Source organism: Rhizobium sp. YTUHZ044, assembly GCF_051123975.1.
Classification (GTDB): Bacteria; Pseudomonadota; Alphaproteobacteria; order Rhizobiales; family Rhizobiaceae; genus Rhizobium.
Genome location: NZ_CP101426.1, coordinates 156811 through 173775 on the forward strand (window position 1 = coordinate 156811; position 16965 = coordinate 173775).

At 63.5% G+C, this 16965-nt stretch carries 17 protein-coding genes, 1 tRNA gene, 1 pseudogene and 1 riboswitch; of the genes and pseudogenes, 9 read left to right on the forward strand and 10 right to left on the reverse strand.

Annotated features, from left to right (window positions below; translation table 11 throughout):
* Positions 1 to 179: 179 nt before the first annotated feature.
* The 3 genes from NL154_RS00760 (at position 180) to NL154_RS00770 (ending at position 3417) form a co-directional block, all read left to right on the forward strand.
* Positions 180 to 1379 (forward strand): aspartate aminotransferase family protein, encoded by a 1200-nt coding sequence (locus NL154_RS00760; protein WP_210629325.1) that lies wholly within the window; start codon positions 180 to 182, stop codon positions 1377 to 1379.
* A 37-nt stretch (positions 1380 to 1416) separates the two neighbouring features.
* Entirely contained in the window at positions 1417 to 2331 is a 915-nt protein-coding gene (gene argF / locus NL154_RS00765) for an ornithine carbamoyltransferase (RefSeq protein ID WP_210629324.1), read from the forward strand.
* Positions 2332 to 2424: 93 nt separating this feature from the next.
* Complete coding sequence (locus NL154_RS00770) at positions 2425 to 3417, forward strand: Hsp33 family molecular chaperone (protein ID WP_221102936.1); 993 nt, start codon at positions 2425 to 2427, stop codon at positions 3415 to 3417.
* Between the two features lie 196 nt (positions 3418 to 3613).
* On the opposite strand, the gene apaG is transcribed toward NL154_RS00770, so the two are convergent.
* Complete coding sequence (gene apaG / locus NL154_RS00775) at positions 3614 to 4006, reverse strand: Co2+/Mg2+ efflux protein ApaG (protein ID WP_009988717.1); 393 nt, start codon at positions 4004 to 4006, stop codon at positions 3614 to 3616.
* Positions 4007 to 4229: 223 nt separating this feature from the next.
* Positions 4230 to 5414 (reverse strand): O-succinylhomoserine sulfhydrylase, encoded by a 1185-nt coding sequence (locus NL154_RS00780; protein ID WP_221158007.1) that lies wholly within the window; start codon positions 5412 to 5414, stop codon positions 4230 to 4232.
* Between the two features lie 42 nt (positions 5415 to 5456).
* Positions 5457 to 5535: riboswitch (SAM riboswitch) on the reverse strand.
* A 74-nt stretch (positions 5536 to 5609) separates the two neighbouring features.
* Between NL154_RS00780 and NL154_RS00785 the strand changes: the two genes are divergently transcribed.
* Together NL154_RS00785 and NL154_RS00790 are read left to right on the forward strand one after the other, a co-directional pair.
* The gene (locus NL154_RS00785) at positions 5610 to 6704 is read left to right on the forward strand and encodes a 2'-deoxycytidine 5'-triphosphate deaminase (RefSeq protein WP_041678538.1); all 1095 of its coding nucleotides are present in this window, start codon (positions 5610 to 5612) and stop codon (positions 6702 to 6704) included.
* A gap of 61 nt (positions 6705 to 6765) precedes the next feature.
* Positions 6766 to 6839: transfer RNA gene (locus NL154_RS00790), tRNA-Gly, on the forward strand.
* A 24-nt stretch (positions 6840 to 6863) separates the two neighbouring features.
* Here NL154_RS00790 and NL154_RS00795 read toward each other — a convergent pair.
* The gene (locus NL154_RS00795) at positions 6864 to 7142 is read right to left on the reverse strand and encodes a hypothetical protein (RefSeq protein WP_210629321.1); all 279 of its coding nucleotides are present in this window, start codon (positions 7140 to 7142) and stop codon (positions 6864 to 6866) included.
* Between the two features lie 60 nt (positions 7143 to 7202).
* On the opposite strand from NL154_RS00795, the pseudogene NL154_RS00800 reads away from it, so the two are divergent.
* A pseudogene (locus tag NL154_RS00800) lies at positions 7203 to 7283 on the forward strand (VOC family protein); the annotation flags it as partial.
* 209 nt (positions 7284 to 7492) lie between these two features.
* Here NL154_RS00800 and NL154_RS00805 read toward each other — a convergent pair.
* Entirely contained in the window at positions 7493 to 9511 is a 2019-nt protein-coding gene (locus tag NL154_RS00805) for a methyl-accepting chemotaxis protein (protein ID WP_221145889.1), read from the reverse strand.
* Positions 9512 to 9846: 335 nt separating this feature from the next.
* Here NL154_RS00805 and NL154_RS00810 point away from each other — a divergent pair, with 335 nt between their 5' ends.
* Positions 9847 to 10722, forward strand: coding sequence for a transporter substrate-binding domain-containing protein (locus tag NL154_RS00810; protein WP_210629319.1), 876 nt, complete (start codon positions 9847 to 9849; stop codon positions 10720 to 10722).
* 9 nt (positions 10723 to 10731) lie between these two features.
* Here NL154_RS00810 and NL154_RS00815 read toward each other — a convergent pair whose 3' ends face one another.
* The 5 genes from NL154_RS00815 to NL154_RS00835 form a co-directional block, all read right to left on the reverse strand.
* The gene (locus NL154_RS00815) at positions 10732 to 11145 is read right to left on the reverse strand and encodes a tellurite resistance TerB family protein (RefSeq protein WP_210629318.1); all 414 of its coding nucleotides are present in this window, start codon (positions 11143 to 11145) and stop codon (positions 10732 to 10734) included.
* An 88-nt stretch (positions 11146 to 11233) separates the two neighbouring features.
* Positions 11234 to 11938 carry a thermonuclease family protein gene (locus NL154_RS00820; protein WP_210629317.1) on the reverse strand — a complete coding sequence of 235 codons (705 nt, stop codon included), beginning with the start codon at positions 11936 to 11938 and terminating at the stop codon, positions 11234 to 11236.
* An 11-nt stretch (positions 11939 to 11949) separates the two neighbouring features.
* Positions 11950 to 12621 (reverse strand): S24 family peptidase, encoded by a 672-nt coding sequence (locus NL154_RS00825; protein ID WP_221145892.1) that lies wholly within the window; start codon positions 12619 to 12621, stop codon positions 11950 to 11952.
* 327 nt (positions 12622 to 12948) lie between these two features.
* Positions 12949 to 13596, reverse strand: a complete 648-nt coding sequence (locus tag NL154_RS00830) for a response regulator (protein WP_221145894.1) — start codon at positions 13594 to 13596, stop codon at positions 12949 to 12951.
* Between the two features lie 89 nt (positions 13597 to 13685).
* The gene (locus tag NL154_RS00835) at positions 13686 to 14084 is read right to left on the reverse strand and encodes a hypothetical protein (RefSeq protein WP_210629314.1); all 399 of its coding nucleotides are present in this window, start codon (positions 14082 to 14084) and stop codon (positions 13686 to 13688) included.
* A 120-nt stretch (positions 14085 to 14204) separates the two neighbouring features.
* On the opposite strand from NL154_RS00835, the gene NL154_RS00840 reads away from it, so the two are divergent.
* Both NL154_RS00840 and NL154_RS00845 read left to right on the forward strand, forming a co-directional pair.
* Positions 14205 to 14558 (forward strand): DUF952 domain-containing protein, encoded by a 354-nt coding sequence (locus NL154_RS00840; RefSeq protein ID WP_221145896.1) that lies wholly within the window; start codon positions 14205 to 14207, stop codon positions 14556 to 14558.
* Entirely contained in the window at positions 14555 to 15643 is a 1089-nt protein-coding gene (locus NL154_RS00845; protein WP_434733432.1) for a quinone-dependent dihydroorotate dehydrogenase, read from the forward strand. Before NL154_RS00840 ends, NL154_RS00845 begins: the two co-directional genes overlap by 4 nt.
* On the opposite strand, the gene NL154_RS00850 is transcribed toward NL154_RS00845, so the two are convergent.
* The gene (locus NL154_RS00850; RefSeq protein WP_210629311.1) at positions 15619 to 16962 is read right to left on the reverse strand and encodes an MATE family efflux transporter; all 1344 of its coding nucleotides are present in this window, start codon (positions 16960 to 16962) and stop codon (positions 15619 to 15621) included. The genes NL154_RS00845 and NL154_RS00850 overlap by 25 nt on opposite strands.
* Positions 16963 to 16965 lie beyond the last annotated feature (3 nt).

The following is a 16965-nucleotide window of genomic DNA, read 5'->3' on the forward strand; positions in this document are numbered from 1 at the left end:
GAAGGCCGAAAGTGCCCCTGTACAAGCTTGCGGCATACGCTAAGGCCGCAGTTTTGTTGACATTGCAGCGCGAAAAGGAAATAGTACCGCTCGCCGCCGAAAGGCGGCATTTTTGATTTTTCGGACCTGGTTTTGTTAGCCGGAATCCGCGCATGACAACATTGAACGGGAGACCCGCGATGGCTGAAGCCGCGCCGCTTTACGACACCTATTCTCGTGCCCCGCTGCGGTTCGAGCGAGGCGAGGGCGTATGGCTGATCGCCGAGAGCGGCGAGCGTTATCTCGATTTCGGCGCCGGGGTCGCCGTCACCTCCGTCGGCCACGGCAACCCGCATGTGGTCGCGGCGCTGAAGGAGCAGGCCGACAAGGTCTGGCACCTCTCCAATATCTATGAAATTCCCGGCCAGGAGCGCCTGGCCAAACGCCTGACCGACGCCACCTTCGCCGACAAGGTGTTCTTCACCAATTCGGGCGCCGAGGCGCTCGAATGCGCCATCAAGACGGCGCGCCGCTATCAGTTTTCCAAGGGCCATCCCGAGAGGTTCCATATCATCACCTTCGAAGGCGCTTTCCACGGCCGCACGCTGGCGACGATCGCCGCCGGCGGCCAGGAGAAATATCTCGAAGGTTTCGGCCCCAAGGCGCCGGGTTTCGATCAGGTGCCGTTCGGCGACATCGATGCCGTGCGTGCCGCCATTACCGATGCGACGGCCGCAATCCTGATCGAGCCGGTGCAGGGCGAGGGCGGCGTGCGTGCCGCCACCAGCGAATTCATGAAGGCGCTGCGCCGGATCTGCGACGAAAATGGCCTGCTGCTGATCCTCGACGAGGTGCAGACGGGCGTCGGCCGTACCGGCAAGCTGTTTGCCCATGAATGGTCCGGCATCACGCCTGATATCATGGCCGTCGCCAAGGGCATCGGCGGCGGTTTCCCGCTCGGCGCCTGCCTTGCAACCGCCGAGGCCGCTTCCGGCATGAAGGCCGGCACGCATGGTTCGACCTATGGCGGCAATCCGCTGGCCATGGCGGTCGGCAGCGCCGTGCTCGACGTCATCCTCGCCGATGGCTTCCTTGAGCATGTGCGCGACGTCGCGCTCGTCTTCCGCCAGGGACTGGCCTCGCTCAAGGATCGTTATCCCGATGTGATCGAGGATATCCGAGGCGAAGGGCTTCTTCTCGGCGTCAAGGCTGCGGTTCCCTCGGCCGAATTGCTGCAGGCGATCCGGGCCGCGCATCTGCTCGGCGTGCCGGCCGGCGACAACGTCATCCGCCTTCTTCCGCCGCTGGTGGTCACTGCCGAGGAAGCTCGCGAAGGGCTTGTGCGCCTCGAGCGCGCCGCCGAGAGCATCCGCGCCGCCAAGATCAAGAAGACGGCTTGAAGGGATCGCCGCCTTCGGGCGCACGACAGGTAAGAACATGGCTCCTAAACATTTCCTCGATCTTTCGGCCGTCACATCGGCCGACCTCAGAACCATCATGAACGACGCGCTCGCCCGCAAGCAGGCCTTCAAGGCCGGCAAGGGCGACAAGCCGCTCGCCGGCAAGATGCTGGCGATGATCTTCGAGAAGCCGTCGACGCGCACCCGCGTCTCTTTCGACGTGGGCATGCGCCAGCTCGGCGGCGAAACGCTGTTCCTCTCCGGCACCGAAATGCAGCTCGGCCGCGCCGAGACGATCGGCGACACCGCCAAGGTGCTGTCGCGTTATGTCGATGCGATCATGATCCGCACCACCGAGCACTCGCGCCTGCTGGAGCTTGCCGAACATGCGACCGTGCCTGTCATCAACGCGCTGACGGACGATACCCATCCCTGCCAGATCATGGCCGATATCATGACCTTCGAGGAGCATCGCGGCCCGATCAAGGGCAAGACCATCGCCTGGACCGGCGACGGCAACAATGTGCTGCATTCGCTGGTCGAAGGGGCGGCGCGCTTCGGCTACCGCATGAACATGGCCGTCCCCCTTGGTTCGGAGCCCAAGGATCACTATCTGAACTGGGCCCGCAATGAGGGCGCCGAAATCATGCTCTGCCATGATGCCGACCGTGCGGTCGAAGGCGTCGATTGCGTGGTGACCGATACCTGGGTCTCCATGAATCAGGAACATCGGGCCCGGGGTCACAACGTCTTCCAGCCTTATCAGGTCAATGCGGCCTTGATGGCCAAGGCCGGCAGCGATGCATTGTTCATGCATTGCCTGCCCGCGCATCGCGGTGAGGAAGTGACGGACGAGGTGATCGACGGCCCGCAATCCGTGGTCTTCGATGAAGCGGAAAACCGTCTTCATGCGCAGAAATCGATTCTTGCTTGGTGCCTGGGCGCGATCTGAACCATAATCGGATGTTGCGAGTCATAAGCTTGCGGCCCGACTGCGCGAGCGCCGGACACTTTGGCCGCCGCTCCCGAAACTAGGAGTAAAGCCATGGCAGAAGCTGCAGCCGCCCTCGGCCAGTTCGATTTCGCCGGCGATGATCATGTCGTCCCCTTTCAGGTGGAGGGTCTGGATGTGCGCGGCCGCGCCGTCCAGCTCGGCCCCATGCTCGATGCCATCCTCGAGCGCCATCATTATCCCGCGCCTGTTGCCCGGCTGCTTGCCGAAGTCGTCGTGCTGACGGTGCTGCTCGGCACCTCGCTGAAGTTCGACGGCAAGTTCACCGTGCAGACCAAGGGCGACGGCCCGGTCGATCTGCTCGTCGCCGATTTCTCGACGCCGGAGAACGTGCGCGCCTACGCCCGTTTCGATCGGGCGCTGCTCGACCAGGCGATTGCCTCAGGCGAGACCGAGCCGGAGCAACTGCTCGGCAAGGGCGTGCTCGCCTTCACCATCGATCAGGGCAAGTTCGCCCAGCCCTATCAGGGTATTGTCGCGCTCGACGGCACCTCGCTCGAGGAGATCGCCGGCGTCTATTTCCGCCAGTCGGAGCAGATCCCGACGCGGGTGCGCCTGGCTGCGGCCGAACTCTTCGACCGTGACGATGCCGGCAAGCCGCGCCACCGCTGGCGGGCAGGCGGCCTCGTCGCCCAGTTCCTGCCGGAGGCGCCGGAGCGCATGCGCCAGCCCGATCTCCACGGCGGCGACGGCGATAACGGCGACCGTCCGCATGGCGAGGATGACGCCTGGACCGAAGCCCGCTCGCTGGTCGAGACCATCGATGCCGACGAGTTGACCGATCCGCAGGTCGGCACCGAACGCCTCTTGTTCCGCCTGTTCCACGAGCGCGGCGTGCGCGTCTTCGAGCCCCGCGCCGTCTTCGACCGCTGCAGCTGTTCGCGGGAAAAGATCGGCAACGTGCTGAAGGGTTTCACCGCCGAGGAGATCGAGGCCAGCCAGGAAAACGGCGAGATATCCGTCACCTGCGAATTCTGCTCGACCACCTACCGCTTCCAAGCAGCCGAGCTTCAGCCGGCGGAATAGGCTCAGTTAGCATTGAGAGCTGCCCCTCACCCTATCCCTCTCCCCGCTCGCGGGGAGAGGGGACGTGCCCTGCGAGAGGTCGGTGGGGATAGATCGATCGCGGCATGGTCCCTTCGCCCCGTTTACGGGAAGAAGGTGCCGGCAGGCGAATGAGGGGCGGGGTCTCGGCAATCTCTTGAGCGGGAGGAACTTGCCCTCAATTCAGCACGCGCAGCAGCCCCGGCGAGTCAAGCGAGAAGGCGGGGATGTCGACGTCGAACAGCTCGCCTTCATCCGTTTCCATTTGATAGTGGCCGAACATCAGGCCTGAGGGCGTGTCGAGCGGGCAGCCGGAGGAATATTCGTAGGTGTCGCCGGGGCTGAGCCGCGGCTGCTCGCCGACGACGCCGGGGCCGGTCACTTCGTCCACCTGTCCGTTCTGATCGGTGATGTTCCAGTAGCGGTTGATGAGGCGAACGGCGACGCCGGAATTGTTGCTGATGACAATCCGGTAACCCCAGACATAGCGGTCGTCCTCCGGATCGGATTGCTCCTCCAGATAGAACGGTTCGACCACGACTTCGATATCTCTTGTGAGGGCGCGATACATGCCTTGCACCATAGTCAAGATATGTTACCCGTATCTTATAAGAGGCCCGGTCCGTCAAGAAACGGAACGTTGATCAGCGGTCAAATAGTGATGATCATATGGTTTTCGATCATTAAGCCTAATCGTCAGCCTTAATTTTACTTCGCAACGCCGGCGCGGCTGAACTTGTTCCCGCGGATCGGCGGCCGGCTCCACATTGAAATCCGGCCGCTATTCCAGTCGATCAAGCCGATACCTTGGAAAGCGCCTGCGCGAAATCCTCGATCAGGTCGTCCGTGTCCTCGATGCCGGCCGAAAGCCGCACCGTACCCGCAGAAATGCCGAGTTCGGCGCGCGCCTCTTCCGTCAGGTTCTTGTGCGTGGTCGTTGCCGGATGGGTGATCAGGCTTTTGCTGTCGCCGAGATTGTTGGAGATCTTGATGATCTCAAGCGCATTCTGCAATGCGAAGGCCGCCTCCTTGCCGCCCTTCAGCTCGAAGCAGACGAGCGTCGAGCCGCCGGTCATCTGCTTGGCGATGATGTCGGCCTGCGGATGATCCTTGCGGCCGGGATAGATCACCTTGGCGACCTTGCCTTGCTCGGCCAGGAAATCGGCGATCTTCGCCGCATTCTCGGTCTGCTGGCGCACGCGCAGCGGCAGCGTCTCGATACCCTTCAGGAGCGTCCAGGCATTGAACGGCGACATGGCCGGGCCGGTATGGCGGAAATAGTCGTGCAGGTTCTCGTCGATCCATGCCTTGTCGGCGAGCACCACGCCGCCGAGACAGCGGCCCTGGCCGTCAATATGCTTGGTGGCGGAATAGACGACGATATGGGCGCCGAGCTCCAAGGGCTTCTGGAAGAGCGGGGTCGCAAAGACGTTGTCGACGATCAGCTTGGCGCCGACCTGGTTGGCGAGCCTGGCGACGCCTGCAATATCGACCACTTCGAGCGTCGGATTGGTCGGGCTTTCCAGGAAGAACACCTTGGTGTTCGGGCGGATCGCCTTTTCCCAGTTGGCGAGATCTCGGCCGTCGACCAGCGTGCACTCGACGCCGTATTTCGGCGCCAGCGTTTCTACGACCCAGCGGCAGGAGCCGAACAGGGCGCGGGCGGCGACGATATGGTCGCCTGCCTTGACCTGGCAGAGGACGGCGGCAGTGACGGCCGCCATGCCGGAGGCGGTGGCGCGGGCATCTTCGGCGCCTTCCAATGCGCACATGCGCTTTTCGAACATGTCGTTCGTCGGGCTGCCGTAGCGGGCGTAGATGAAGCCGTCCGTTTCGCCCTTGAAGCGGGCTTCGGCCGCTTCCGACGTGTCATAGACGAAACCCTGGGTGAGATAGATTGCTTCCGACGTTTCGCCATATTGCGAACGCAGCGTGCCGCCATGGACGAGTTGGGTTGCCGGGCGCCAGGTCTTGCTCATGCCATCACCTTCACATAACAAAAAAACCGGCCGCAAAAGCAGACCGGTTTCAACCCGGTCTTTTTAGCCACTTGTTTAACGTGGCTGCAAGCCGACCGGCCAAATCACCACGGGATAATTCTGCAATACTGCTGTTGGCGGCTTGCGTCAATTCCCCGAGTTTGGTTTTGTCGGCGGCAAAATGATGGATGGGGCATGATGGCTCGCGAAACTGGAATTCTGGCGGATCGCGCGATTGCGGCGCTGTTCGAAACGGGGCGTCTGAACTCCGAGCGGGAGCTCGACCGCGATCAGATCCAGCCGGCAAGTCTCGACCTGCGCTTGGGAAGCAAGGCGTTTCGTGTGCGTGCCTCCTTCATGCCCGGTCCCTCGCATCTGGTCTCGGACAAGCTCGATCGGCTGAGCCTGCACGTGATCGACCTGTCCCAGGGTGCGGTGCTCGAAACCGGCTGCGTCTATATCGTGCCGCTGATGGAAAGCCTGGCGCTGCCGGCCGACATGTCGGCTTCGGCCAATCCGAAGAGCTCGACCGGCAGGCTCGATATATTCACCCGCGTCATCACCGACTACGCCCAGGAATTCGACAAGATCCCGGCAGGTTATTCCGGCCCGCTCTATCTCGAAATCAGCCCGCGCACCTTCCCGATCGTCGTGCGCCGCGGCTCGCGTCTGTCGCAGATCCGCTTCCGCGTCGGCCAGTCCGTGCTCGGCGAGCCGGAACTTTTGAAGCTGCATGAAAGCGAGACGCTGGTTGCCAGCAAGCAGCCGAACGTGTCGGGCGGCGGCATCGCGCTGTCGATCGATCTCACCGGCGACAAGGACGGCCTGATCGGCTATCGCGGCAAACACCACACCGCCGTCGTCGATGTCGACGAGAAGGATCAGCACGACATCTTCGATTTCTGGGAGCCGCTCTATAGCCGCGGCCGCAACGAGCTGATCCTTGATCCCGACGAATTCTATATCCTTGTCTCGCGTGAGGCCGTGCATGTGCCGCCGGATTATGCCGCCGAAATGACTCCCTTCGATCCGCTGGTCGGCGAATTCCGTGTCCACTATGCCGGCTTCTTCGATCCGGGCTTCGGCCATGCGCCGGCAGGCGGGCGCGGCAGCCGCGCCGTACTCGAAGTGCGCAGCCACGAAGTGCCCTTCATCCTCGAAGACGGCCAGATCGTTGGCCGCCTGGTCTACGAGCACATGCAGGAAAAACCGGCCAGCCTCTACGGCTCCGGCCTCGGCTCCAACTACCAGGCCCAGGGCCTCAAGCTTTCCAAACATTTCCGCATCTGACGCCGGCCTGACGGGCGGCGACTTGACAGCGGCCCCCATCTGTTGGAAATCTCAGCGCATCGCGGGTGTAGCTCAATGGTAGAGCAGCAGCTTCCCAAGCTGAATACGAGGGTTCGATTCCCTTCACCCGCTCCACTTCCCTCAGTGGCGCTGTGAAACTTAGTCCCGGAAAAACCGGATCGGCTTGTATCGCCGGTGCGCGATGATCAGGCTTCGGTCAGGCTGGATGATGTAGGTCTCCTCCACCTGCTGGCCATACTGGTCGATGAAATCATGCGGGAAGCTCGATCCGGGCGGGGATTTGGTGAGCTTGGTGCGCGGCTGGCCGGTATAGGTGATGCTGCCCGGGATGGGCTCCAGCCCCGGGCCGGTGTATGTCGTGGTGTTGCACCCCCCAAGAGCGAGAGTGCCGATGAGGCCGATGATCGCGGATTTCATGTCTATCCCCTCCGAAGCTCCGAACGTTCCAATCTTACTCTGGATTGGCTCCAACTCATTGCGCAAACGCGCGGCGGCTGGTCGTTTTATTGCACGGCGCCTGGAAACATTCTTGTCGAGGCCGGCTGGCGGCCGGACTAGACGGCCCCGCAAAAAGTAAGGATGGCCGCTGCTTGCCTCTACCCGCCTGCCGGTCATCTCCGCGTTCTGAGCGGAGAAGGGGAGGTGCCGCACCCTCTCCGTCCCCGCTCATCGCAGGACACGTTCCCCGCGAGCGGGAGAGGGATAGGATGAGTGGCAGGCGTCAGTTCCACAGGCGTCAGTCTTGCTAGAGGTCGCGGAGCTTCTGCTTAGAATTCCGTCCAATCGCCATCCTGGCTCTTCGGCGTGCTGCCTGCGCCGAAGGCGTTGGCGAGTGTCTGGCCGAGCGCGCGTGCCGGTGAGGCGGCCGGCCGGGCGGTGCCTTCGCCAGCGATGCGGATCGATGTCTTGGCTGCCGTGCGTACCGTGGCTCGCGGTGCAGCGGAGTGAGGTGCTGCAGTCGGTGGTCGGGACGATGTCATCGGTGCTGCTGCGGCAAAGGCGCCGGTGCCGGTCAGACGGAACTGGCCGAGCAGCATGTTGAGCGCCGATGCTTCGCTGGCGAGGCTGTGGCTGGCGGCCGTCGATTGCTCGACCATTGCCGCATTCTGCTGCGTGCCCTGATCCATGGTATTGACGGCGGTATTGATCTCCTGCAGCCCGATCGACTGCTCGCGCGAGGCTTCGGCGATCGCGTGGACGTGCTGGTTGATTTCCTGCACTTCGGTGACGATCACGTCGAGCGCCTTGCCGGTCTCGCCGACCAGCGTGACGCCGGTCTGCACATGCATGCCGGAATTGGTGATCAGCGACTTGATCTCCTTGGCGGCATTGGCCGAGCGCTGGGCGAGCTCGCGCACTTCCTGAGCGACGACGGCAAAACCCTTGCCCGCCTCACCGGCGCGTGCCGCCTCGACGCCTGCATTCAGCGCCAAGAGGTTGGTCTGGAAGGCGATGTCGTCGATGACGCCGATGATGTTGGAAATTTCGCCAGAGGACTTTTCGATCTCATGCATGGCGGAGACGGCCTTGCGGACGATCTCGCCGGATCTTTCGGCGCCGAGGCGCGTGCGGGTGACGAGCTGGCTCGCCTCCTCGGCGCGCTTGGCGGCGTCGCGCACCGTCGTGGTGATCTCTTCCAGCGCCGCGGCGGTTTCTTCGACCGAGGCCGATTGCTGTTCCGTTCGCCGGGAAAGCTCGTCGGCGGAGGAACGAATCTCGTTGGCGCCGGCGCCGATCGCCCGGGCATTGGCCCCGACCGCCTGCATGGTCTCGTTGAGCTTCTCGATCGAGTGGTTGAAATCCTGGCGCAGCGCATCGAGATGGGCGACGAAGGGCTCGCCGATATCAGAGGCGAGATCGCCGGCGGCAAGGCGGCGCAGGCCATCGCCAAGAGCTGCGACGGCGCGTTCGAGTTCGGCTGCCTCGCGGGCTTTCTGGGCCTCGCGTTCGCGGCGCTCGCCGTCGCTGACGCTGCGGTCTGCCTCGGCGCGCGCCTGGATTTGACGACGCTCGATCGCGTTGTCGCGGAAGATCGAAACCGCCTTTGCCATGTGGCCGACTTCGTCGCGGCGATCGAGACCGCTGATATCGCTGTTGGTGTCGCCCTCGGCAAGCCGCGTCATGCGCAGGCTGAGATTCGTCATCGGGCCGGCAATGCCTTTTTGCGCCACGGCGACGGCGAAGCCGATCGCGGTGAGAACAGCGATGCCGATCAGGACGAAACAGAAGGTGATCCGGCCGTTGACGGACGCCGAAAGCGCGCCGCCGCCGTCGTTGAGCAATGCCATCATCGCATCGTTGTTGGCAATCATCTTCGGCGTCAGCGCATCGAGCTTGGCATTGATCAGCGCGACATTCGCGAGCGCACCGGTGCTGTCCCCGGCCCTGCTCTGTTCGATGATCTTGTTCGCCAGAGCTTCGATTTCATCGATGCCGGCCTCGATCTCGTCGATCGCTGCCTTACGGCTCGGGACCAGTGCGAGGGCCTGTTTCATCCGGTCGCGGGCCTGTGGCAGCTTGCTCGGTGTGGCAAGCGCCGTCTGGAAAGCCGGCGTATCGGGTTTCATGTCAGCCAGCAGGGTGACCTGCAGCACCGAGGCCACCACCGATGCGCTGGCGCGCGCGCTCAGCATCGATGCCTGCGCCTCATGATCGATAAAGGCGCTATAGGCGGCGTCGGCCTGGCGGAATTCGGAGATGACATAGGCCAGCCCCGCCATCGTGATAAGCCCGAGCAGCGCCACGACCGATATAATTTTGGTGCGGATTTTCAGATGCTTCAACATGGAAATGTCACCCGATCTGGCCGGGCGCGCCGCGCGTCCGGTGTTTGAAAATTGAATTTGTAAAGAGCGCTGCCTGAGTGTCGCGGCGCCGGAAAGGAAACTGACGCATGCATCATGCAATCGGCTGGCGGGGTCCGTATCGTCGCGACAAATAGAGGCGATATTCTTTAATTCCGCGCTAACGCGCAGGCGCAGGCGCACTCCTAATTTTGAGGGCAGGAGGTGCGCGCTATCGCTCAAGAGAGCCTCATCCGCTCCCCTCACTCCCATGGATATTCCCCGCCGGCCATGACTCTGTTACATCTCGGCGACCCCAACCCCGAAACTGGATCACCATGATTGAATTCCAGCAGGCATCCCCGACTCTCAGGGCTTTTCTGGCGATCGGCCTGTTTCTGGCAGCGCTGTTTTCGAGCTTTGAGGCATTCGCCCAGCAAGCTGCGCCCTCGCTGCCGTTGCTCTTCGATGCCCGCGAGCGTCTCGCCAGGCCGGATCTCTCCTCGCTGGTCCGCCTGCGCTTTCTGACGTCGGTCGATTTCCCGCCGTTTAATTTCACCGATCAGAACGGCAAGCTTTCCGGTTTCAACGTCGATCTCGCCCGCGAAATCTGCAGCGAGTTGGAGATTTCCGACAAGTGCCAGATCCAGGCAATGCCTTTTGCCGATCTCAAGGATGCGCTCGCCGCCTCGCAGGGCGATGCCGTCATTGCCGGCCTTGCGGTCACCCCGGAGCTGCGCCGGCAATTTCTCTTCTCCCGGCCATATCTGATGCTGCCGGCGCGCTTCGTGCGCAATCTTGGCGCCCCGCTCGATGGAAAGACCGCCGCCGCGCTCTCGAACCATCCGGTCGGCGTCGTCAAAGACACGGTGCACGAGGCGATGCTTGCAGCCTTTTTCCCGGCGCTGAAAGCGCAGGCTTTCGACACGAAGGACGCCCTGCTTGCGGCGCTGAAGGAGCGAAAGGTCGATGCCGCCTTCGCCGATGCGCTGCAGCTTTCCTTCTGGGTCTCTTCGGCGGCCTCCGACAAATGCTGCGCGCTGTTCGACGGCCCCTACCTCTCCGAACAATTCCTCGGCGAGGGCATGACGATCATGCTGCGGCAGAAGGACAGTGTGCTGACTTCGGCCATCGACCATGCGCTTGCGACGCTGTCGCGCAACGGCCGTCTTCAGGAAATCTATCTGCGCTATTTTCCTTACGGGCTCTATTGAAACTTGGGCTCAGCCCTTGCGGAAGCGGGCGATCGCGCTGCGCTCGATCGCCGCGCAGGTGAGCTTGTCGAGGCCGAGCCGGTCCCGCAGCAGGCTGAGCAGCCGCAGTTCCTCCGCCTTGACCGAGAGATCGGCGGAGGCCACTTCGACGGCAAGCGCATAGGCCGTGTCGTAGAGTTTTGCCGGCAGGGTGTCTCGTACGGTTTCGAGAACGACATCGAGGCCCTCGGGCCCGGCCAGCAGCGCGGCGCAGTCGCGTGCTATCGGAATGAGCTTGTCGTCATCGAAATCCTTGAAAACCGGCAGGAAGCCGATCAACTGGCCGATCCTTTCCATCTCCCTGTCGTTCATGGTGCTGTCGACGGCCGACGCCATCACCATCACGTAGATCAGCGCATCATGGGCGGAAAGCGGCTTGTTCATCTCTGATTCCTTGTTGATCAGCCCAGATTAGGAACTGGCGGCGGGCATTACAAGAGATCGGCAGCATCTCGCCCCGGCGGTCGGCTTGTCACTTGCGGCGCGGATCGCCGCCGTAAATACCTTTCTGCGCCTGCTTCGCCTTCTCGGCGACGGCTGCAAGCGACGAACCCGCCTCTGCCTCCGCCCAGCCGGTTTCGGCAAGCCATGCACCGAGATCCTGCGTGCCGAGCCGGCAGGCGGCGATCGCTGTTCCCTTCCATTCGGCCGTGTCGAGATCGCAGGTGATGCTGCGGTTGCGCAACAGCTGGCGCAGCGCCGTCTTTGCCAGCATGCCGCAGGGCCATTGCCGGCCTGCCGGCCCGCATATCCTGTCGGCCGGCGTGGGGACGATGCCGGCAAGCTGGAGCCGTCGCTCCCCGAAGGAAAGACTGCCCGCGTTCTCGACCAGCGGCCGCGGCAGCTCCAGCGCCTTTTTGCCGGCGGGACCTGCCGTTTCGCCGCCGACTGGCGCCGCTTGCTGCGCGATGGTGGCTGGTTTGGGCGCCGCGCCATCAGCCGCAGGCGGCGGAGCCGCCGGCTCCGCCGAGCGGGCGATCATTTCGGCGCGTTCGTCGGATATCGTCGCCGGTCCGGCGGTCTCGGGGGCAACATCGGGCGCTGCGACCGCCGTTTCCTCTGCGGCTGCGGTTTCTTCCCCTGCCGTGCCGCCGCGAAGCCTCGCTTCGCCTGCCATCAGCAGGCCGACCACCACCGCCATCCCCGTGATACCTGTAACGACGGCGGCAGGGCGCATGGAATATCTTCCTACTGACTGGCCCAGATGATGCGGGCGATCCAATCGACATCGGCGAGATCGAGCGTGCGGTTGGGATGTTCGGGATTGAGCGACATCAGCTCGATCGACCGCGGGCTTCGGCGCAGCAGCACCTTGGCCATCACCTCGCCCGCGCATGTGCGCACGACGACGCGGTCATTGCGGCGCACCTGCGCCCCGGGCTCGACGATCAGCACATCGCCGTCGCGATAAAGCGGCATCATGCTTTCACCCTGCACCTCAAGCGCATAGACGCCGGATCGCTGCGACGGGTTCGTCGGAAACTCCACCACGTCCCAGCCATGACCGGCCGGAAAGCCGCTATCGTCGAAGAAGCCGCCGGCGCCGGCCTGGGCGAAGCCGAGCAGAGGAATGGCGCTGCCCGGCGGGGGGGCGGCACGCTCGCCGATCCGCTCTCCGGCGGAACTGGCGGCCGGTTGCATGAAGGCGAAAAACTGCTCCATGCTCGCCCCTGTCGCGTCGAGCACCTTGGCGATCGATTCCGTCGACGGCCAGCGCAGCCGCCCATCGGCCGAAAGCCGTTTCGACTTGTTGAACGAGGTGGGGTCGAGCCCGGCGCGGCGCGCAAGACCGGATGGCGTCAGCTCGTGCCGTTCGGCAAGCCTGTCGATCGCCTCCCAGATCTGCTTGTGTGACAGCATATGCGCCCGATTCCGTGCGGCCTGTTAGAGGCCGCGCTTTAGAGCAATTCCAGGAAAAGTGCGAAGCGTTTTCCGTCCGGAATTGCGTAAATCCAAAAAGCTAGAGCGGCTCTGCCTTTCCGTGAAAAGCTGAACCGCTCCAGCGCGCGCCGGGCGTCCGTTCGGACGCACAAAGGACGCTCTGACCCTTCAAATCTACGCTTCGGCCCGAAAATCGATTCCGATTTTCGGGCCGAAGCGTAGCCGGACGGAATAGTAACCGACCGTCCGCCGCCCGTAAAGGTAAAGGAGGAATAAAATCCTGCTGTCGACGGTTTCGGTCGACCCTCAGGCTACCATCGCCATATTGATCTTGCCGAGCTGGATGACCGCCTGTGTGCGGCTGTCGACATCGAGTTTCAGCAGGATTGCCGATACATGCGCCTTGATCGTCGCTTCGGAGACGCCGAGTTCATAGGCGATCTGCTTGTTCAACAGGCCTTCGGCCAGCATGGTCAGCACCCGGCTCTGCTGCGGCGTCAGCGTGTGCAGGCGGCGGATCAGGTCGGCGACGTCAGGATCCTGCTCCTGGCCGTCGCGATAGCTTTCCGGTGTGGCGATATCGCCGGCAAGCACCGTCTGGATGCCGCGGCGAATGTCTTCGATGCCCGAGGATTTGGAAATGAAGCCGGAAGCGCCGAGTTCCAGCGCCCGGCGGATCGTCGTGGCGTCGTCGCTCGCCGAAACGATGATGATCGGCAGGCTGGCGAATTCGGCGCGCAGCGCCATTAGGCCGGAAAAGCCGCTGACGCCGGGCATGGCGAGATCGAGCAGCATCAGGTCGGCGTCTGGATGGGTGCCGGCGGCGGTGCGTGCGGCTGCGAAATCGCCGGCTTCGACGATCGACTGGCGTCCCTCCATGCCGATCACCGCCTGGCGCAGCGCATCGCGAAACAGCGGATGATCGTCCGCAATGATGATGGTCTGTTCCTGCATCGAAAACTCCCTCCCAAGAGTCCGATCATGCCGCATGCGCGCCGTCCCCTCGGCGTTGCATGCAGGCATTCTGAAATGACTATATCAGATCATGTCTTCTGCGGAAGGGGATTGGCTTTTTCGTCAGCCTGGAACTCCTTCACCATCCCCATGAAACTCTTCATCATCCGCTCCATGATGCTGATCGAGCGGTCGATTTCCGCATCGCTCGGCAAAGCCCGCTGGATGAGGCCGCTTTGTTCCAGCTTGGCCACCCGTTCTGAAAGCCGGTCGAGCTCATCCTCATAGGCCGCCCGCTCATCGGCCGCCATACGGCAGACCAGGGCGCCGTCCTTGTCCTGGCAGATCGACATGGCGCCGGTCTGGCGATCGAGCCGGACGAAATGGTCGCCGCTCTTCTCCAACTGGAACCGGCCCGCATCTGCCTCGGCCGCCGCGGCCGCGAGCGGCAGCAGAACAGCGCCAAGTGCGAGAACCAAAATCTTCATCGTCTCATCCTCCGGATTTTGCCTGGGCTGGCCCCGCTTTTTGAGTGCCGGGGCGTGGACATCGCCGCCTCTTTCCGGCAAAGCGCTCATGACCCAAGGATCAGCAATCGCGAGGCCATGATGACCGTGCCACCGACCCTTTACAAGATCGTGACGGAAACGCTTTGGCAGCAAGCCAGACAAAGCGGTGTTTTTCATGGCGCCGGCGTCGATCTCAAGGACGGCTTCATCCATTTCTCCACGGCGGACCAGGTGAAACAGACCGCGTCCCTGCATTTTGCCGGCCAGCCCGGCCTGGTGCTGGTCGCCGTCGATGGCCGCGCTTTCGGTGACAAGCTCCTCTTCGAACCCTCCCGCGGCGGCGATCTCTTCCCGCATCTCTACGCCGATCTGCCGCTGGCGGCCGTGCTCTGGGAGGCGCCGCTGCCGCTCGATGAGAACGGCGTTCATATCTTCCCGGAGCTGCAGCCATGATCGATCCCTTCAAGCGCCTCGCCCGCAAGGGTCTCTTCCTGTTCGACCCGGAAACGGCGCACGGCATGTCGATCGCCGCGCTGAAGTCCGGTCTCGTGCCCGCCTGCCGGATCGCTCCCGATCCGCGCCTGCGCCAGACCGTCGCCGGCCTCACCTTCGAAAACCCGCTCGGCATGGCGGCCGGTTACGACAAGAATGCCGAGGTGCCCGAAGCGCTCTTGAAGCTTGGCTTCGGCTTTACCGAGATCGGCACGGTGACGCCGAAGCCGCAGGGCGGCAATCCGCGTCCGCGCATCTTCCGCCTTGTCGAGGATGAAGCCGTCATCAACCGCCTCGGCTTCAACAATGAAGGCCATGATGCCGCTTTCGAACGCCTCTCGGCACTGACGGGTGGCGGCATGATCGGCGTCAATATCGGCGCCAACAAGGACAGCGATGATCGCATCGCCGATTATGTCGCCGGCATCCGCCGCTTCTATTCCGTCGCGCGTTATTTCACCGCCAATATCTCCTCGCCGAATACGCCCGGGCTGCGCGACCTGCAGGCACGCGAAAGCCTGGCGGCGCTGCTGTCGGCCGTGCTGGCGGCGCGCGACGAAATGGCGCAGAAATCCGGCCGGAAGATCCCGGTCTTCCTGAAGATCGCCCCTGACCTGACCGAGGAAGGCATGGACGATATCGCGGCGGAAGCGCTCGCGCATCCGCTGGACGGACTGATCGTCTCCAACACCACGCTGTCTCGCGACGGTCTCAAGGATCAGCGCCAGGCGAAGGAGGCGGGCGGTCTTTCCGGCGCGCCGCTGTTCGAAAAATCGACGGCGGTGCTTGCCCGAATGCGCAAGCGCGTCGGCCCTGATCTGCCGATCATCGGCGTCGGCGGCGTCTCCTCGGCCGAAACCGCGCTGGAGAAAATCAGGGCGGGCGCCGATCTTGTCCAGCTCTATTCCTGCATGGTCTATGAGGGCCCTGGTCTTCCCGGCGATATCGTCCGCGGTCTTTCGGCGCTGCTCGACCGCGAAAAGGTGGGCTCGATCCGCACATTGCGTGACAGCAGGCTGGATTACTGGGCGGCGCGGAAGGTCTGATCGGCCCGCGGCCTGACCAGCATGGCGAGGAAGAAGCCACGGAACAGCAGGAAGGCGTTCATACCAAGCCACAGGCCGTGGTTGCCGAAGAGCGGCACGAAGACGGCGAGCATGACGAGGTAGCCGGCAAAGGACATCAGCATCCGGTTGCGCATGTCGACCGACCAAGTCGCACCGATGAAGACGCCGTCCATCAGGAAGGCGAGCGCCCCCGTCAGTCCGGTAATGGCAGCCCAGGGCAGATAGGTTTCGGCCGCCTGCCGCACCTCCGGCGAGGTGGTCAGTACCGAGATCAGCCAGGGGCCGGCGAGAAAGAAGAAGCCGGAAACGAGGGCCGCCAATCCGAACGACCAGAAGGTGGTGAGCTTCAGCCCGCGCTCGAAGGCCGGCCGATAGCGCGCGCCGACGGCCCGGCCGGTGATCTGCTCGGCGGCGTTGGCAAGCCCGTCGAGATAATAGCCGGACAGCAGGAAGAAATTCATCAGCACGGCATTGGCGGCCAGCGTCACCGCCCCGAAGCCGGTGCCGATCCGCGTCATGATCGTGAAGGCGCCGATCAGCACGAAGGTGCGGATCAAGATGTCGCGGTTGAGGGCGAAAAGCTCCGCCAGCCGATGCCGGGAAAAGATCTCTGCCCAGGCCGGCCGCTCCGCCTTGGCAAAGCCGCGGAGCACGATAAAAAGCCCGGCGAGCGCGCCGGCCGTCTCACCGGCCATGGTTGCCCAGGCGACCCCGGCCACGCCCCAGCCGAGCGACAGGCCGAGATAGATGGAAAGCAGGATATTGATGCCGTTGATCAGTGCCTGCAGCACCAGCCCGACGCTGCCCTGTCCGCGCCCGAGGACGAAGCCGAGGATGGCGTAATTCGCGAGTGCGGCCGGCGCCGCCAGCATGCGGATCGAAAAATAGGTGCCGGTCGTCTCGGCGATCGCTCCTTCCGCGCCCATCAACCGCAATCCCGCCGTCTCGAGCAGCGGCGAAAGAAGGAGCAGCGCCAGCCCGCAGCCGAGGGCTGAAATAAGCGCTCGCCAGAAGACAGCCTGCTGCTCATGCCGGTCGCGCCGGCCATAGGCCTGTGCCGTCAGCCCCGTCGTCGAGGCACGCAGAAAGTTGAAACTGCCGAGGATCAGGTCGAAGAGCATCGCGCCGATCGCCAGCCCCGCCAGCGCTTCCGCGTTACCCATATGGCCAACGACGGCAGTGCTCGTCAGCCCGAGCAGCGGTGTCGTCATGAAGCCGAGTGTCATCGGAACGGCGATCGACAGCACCAGCCGATGCGTCACGTCGAAAGCGAGGGCGTTGTTGCTGCACGTATCCATGAC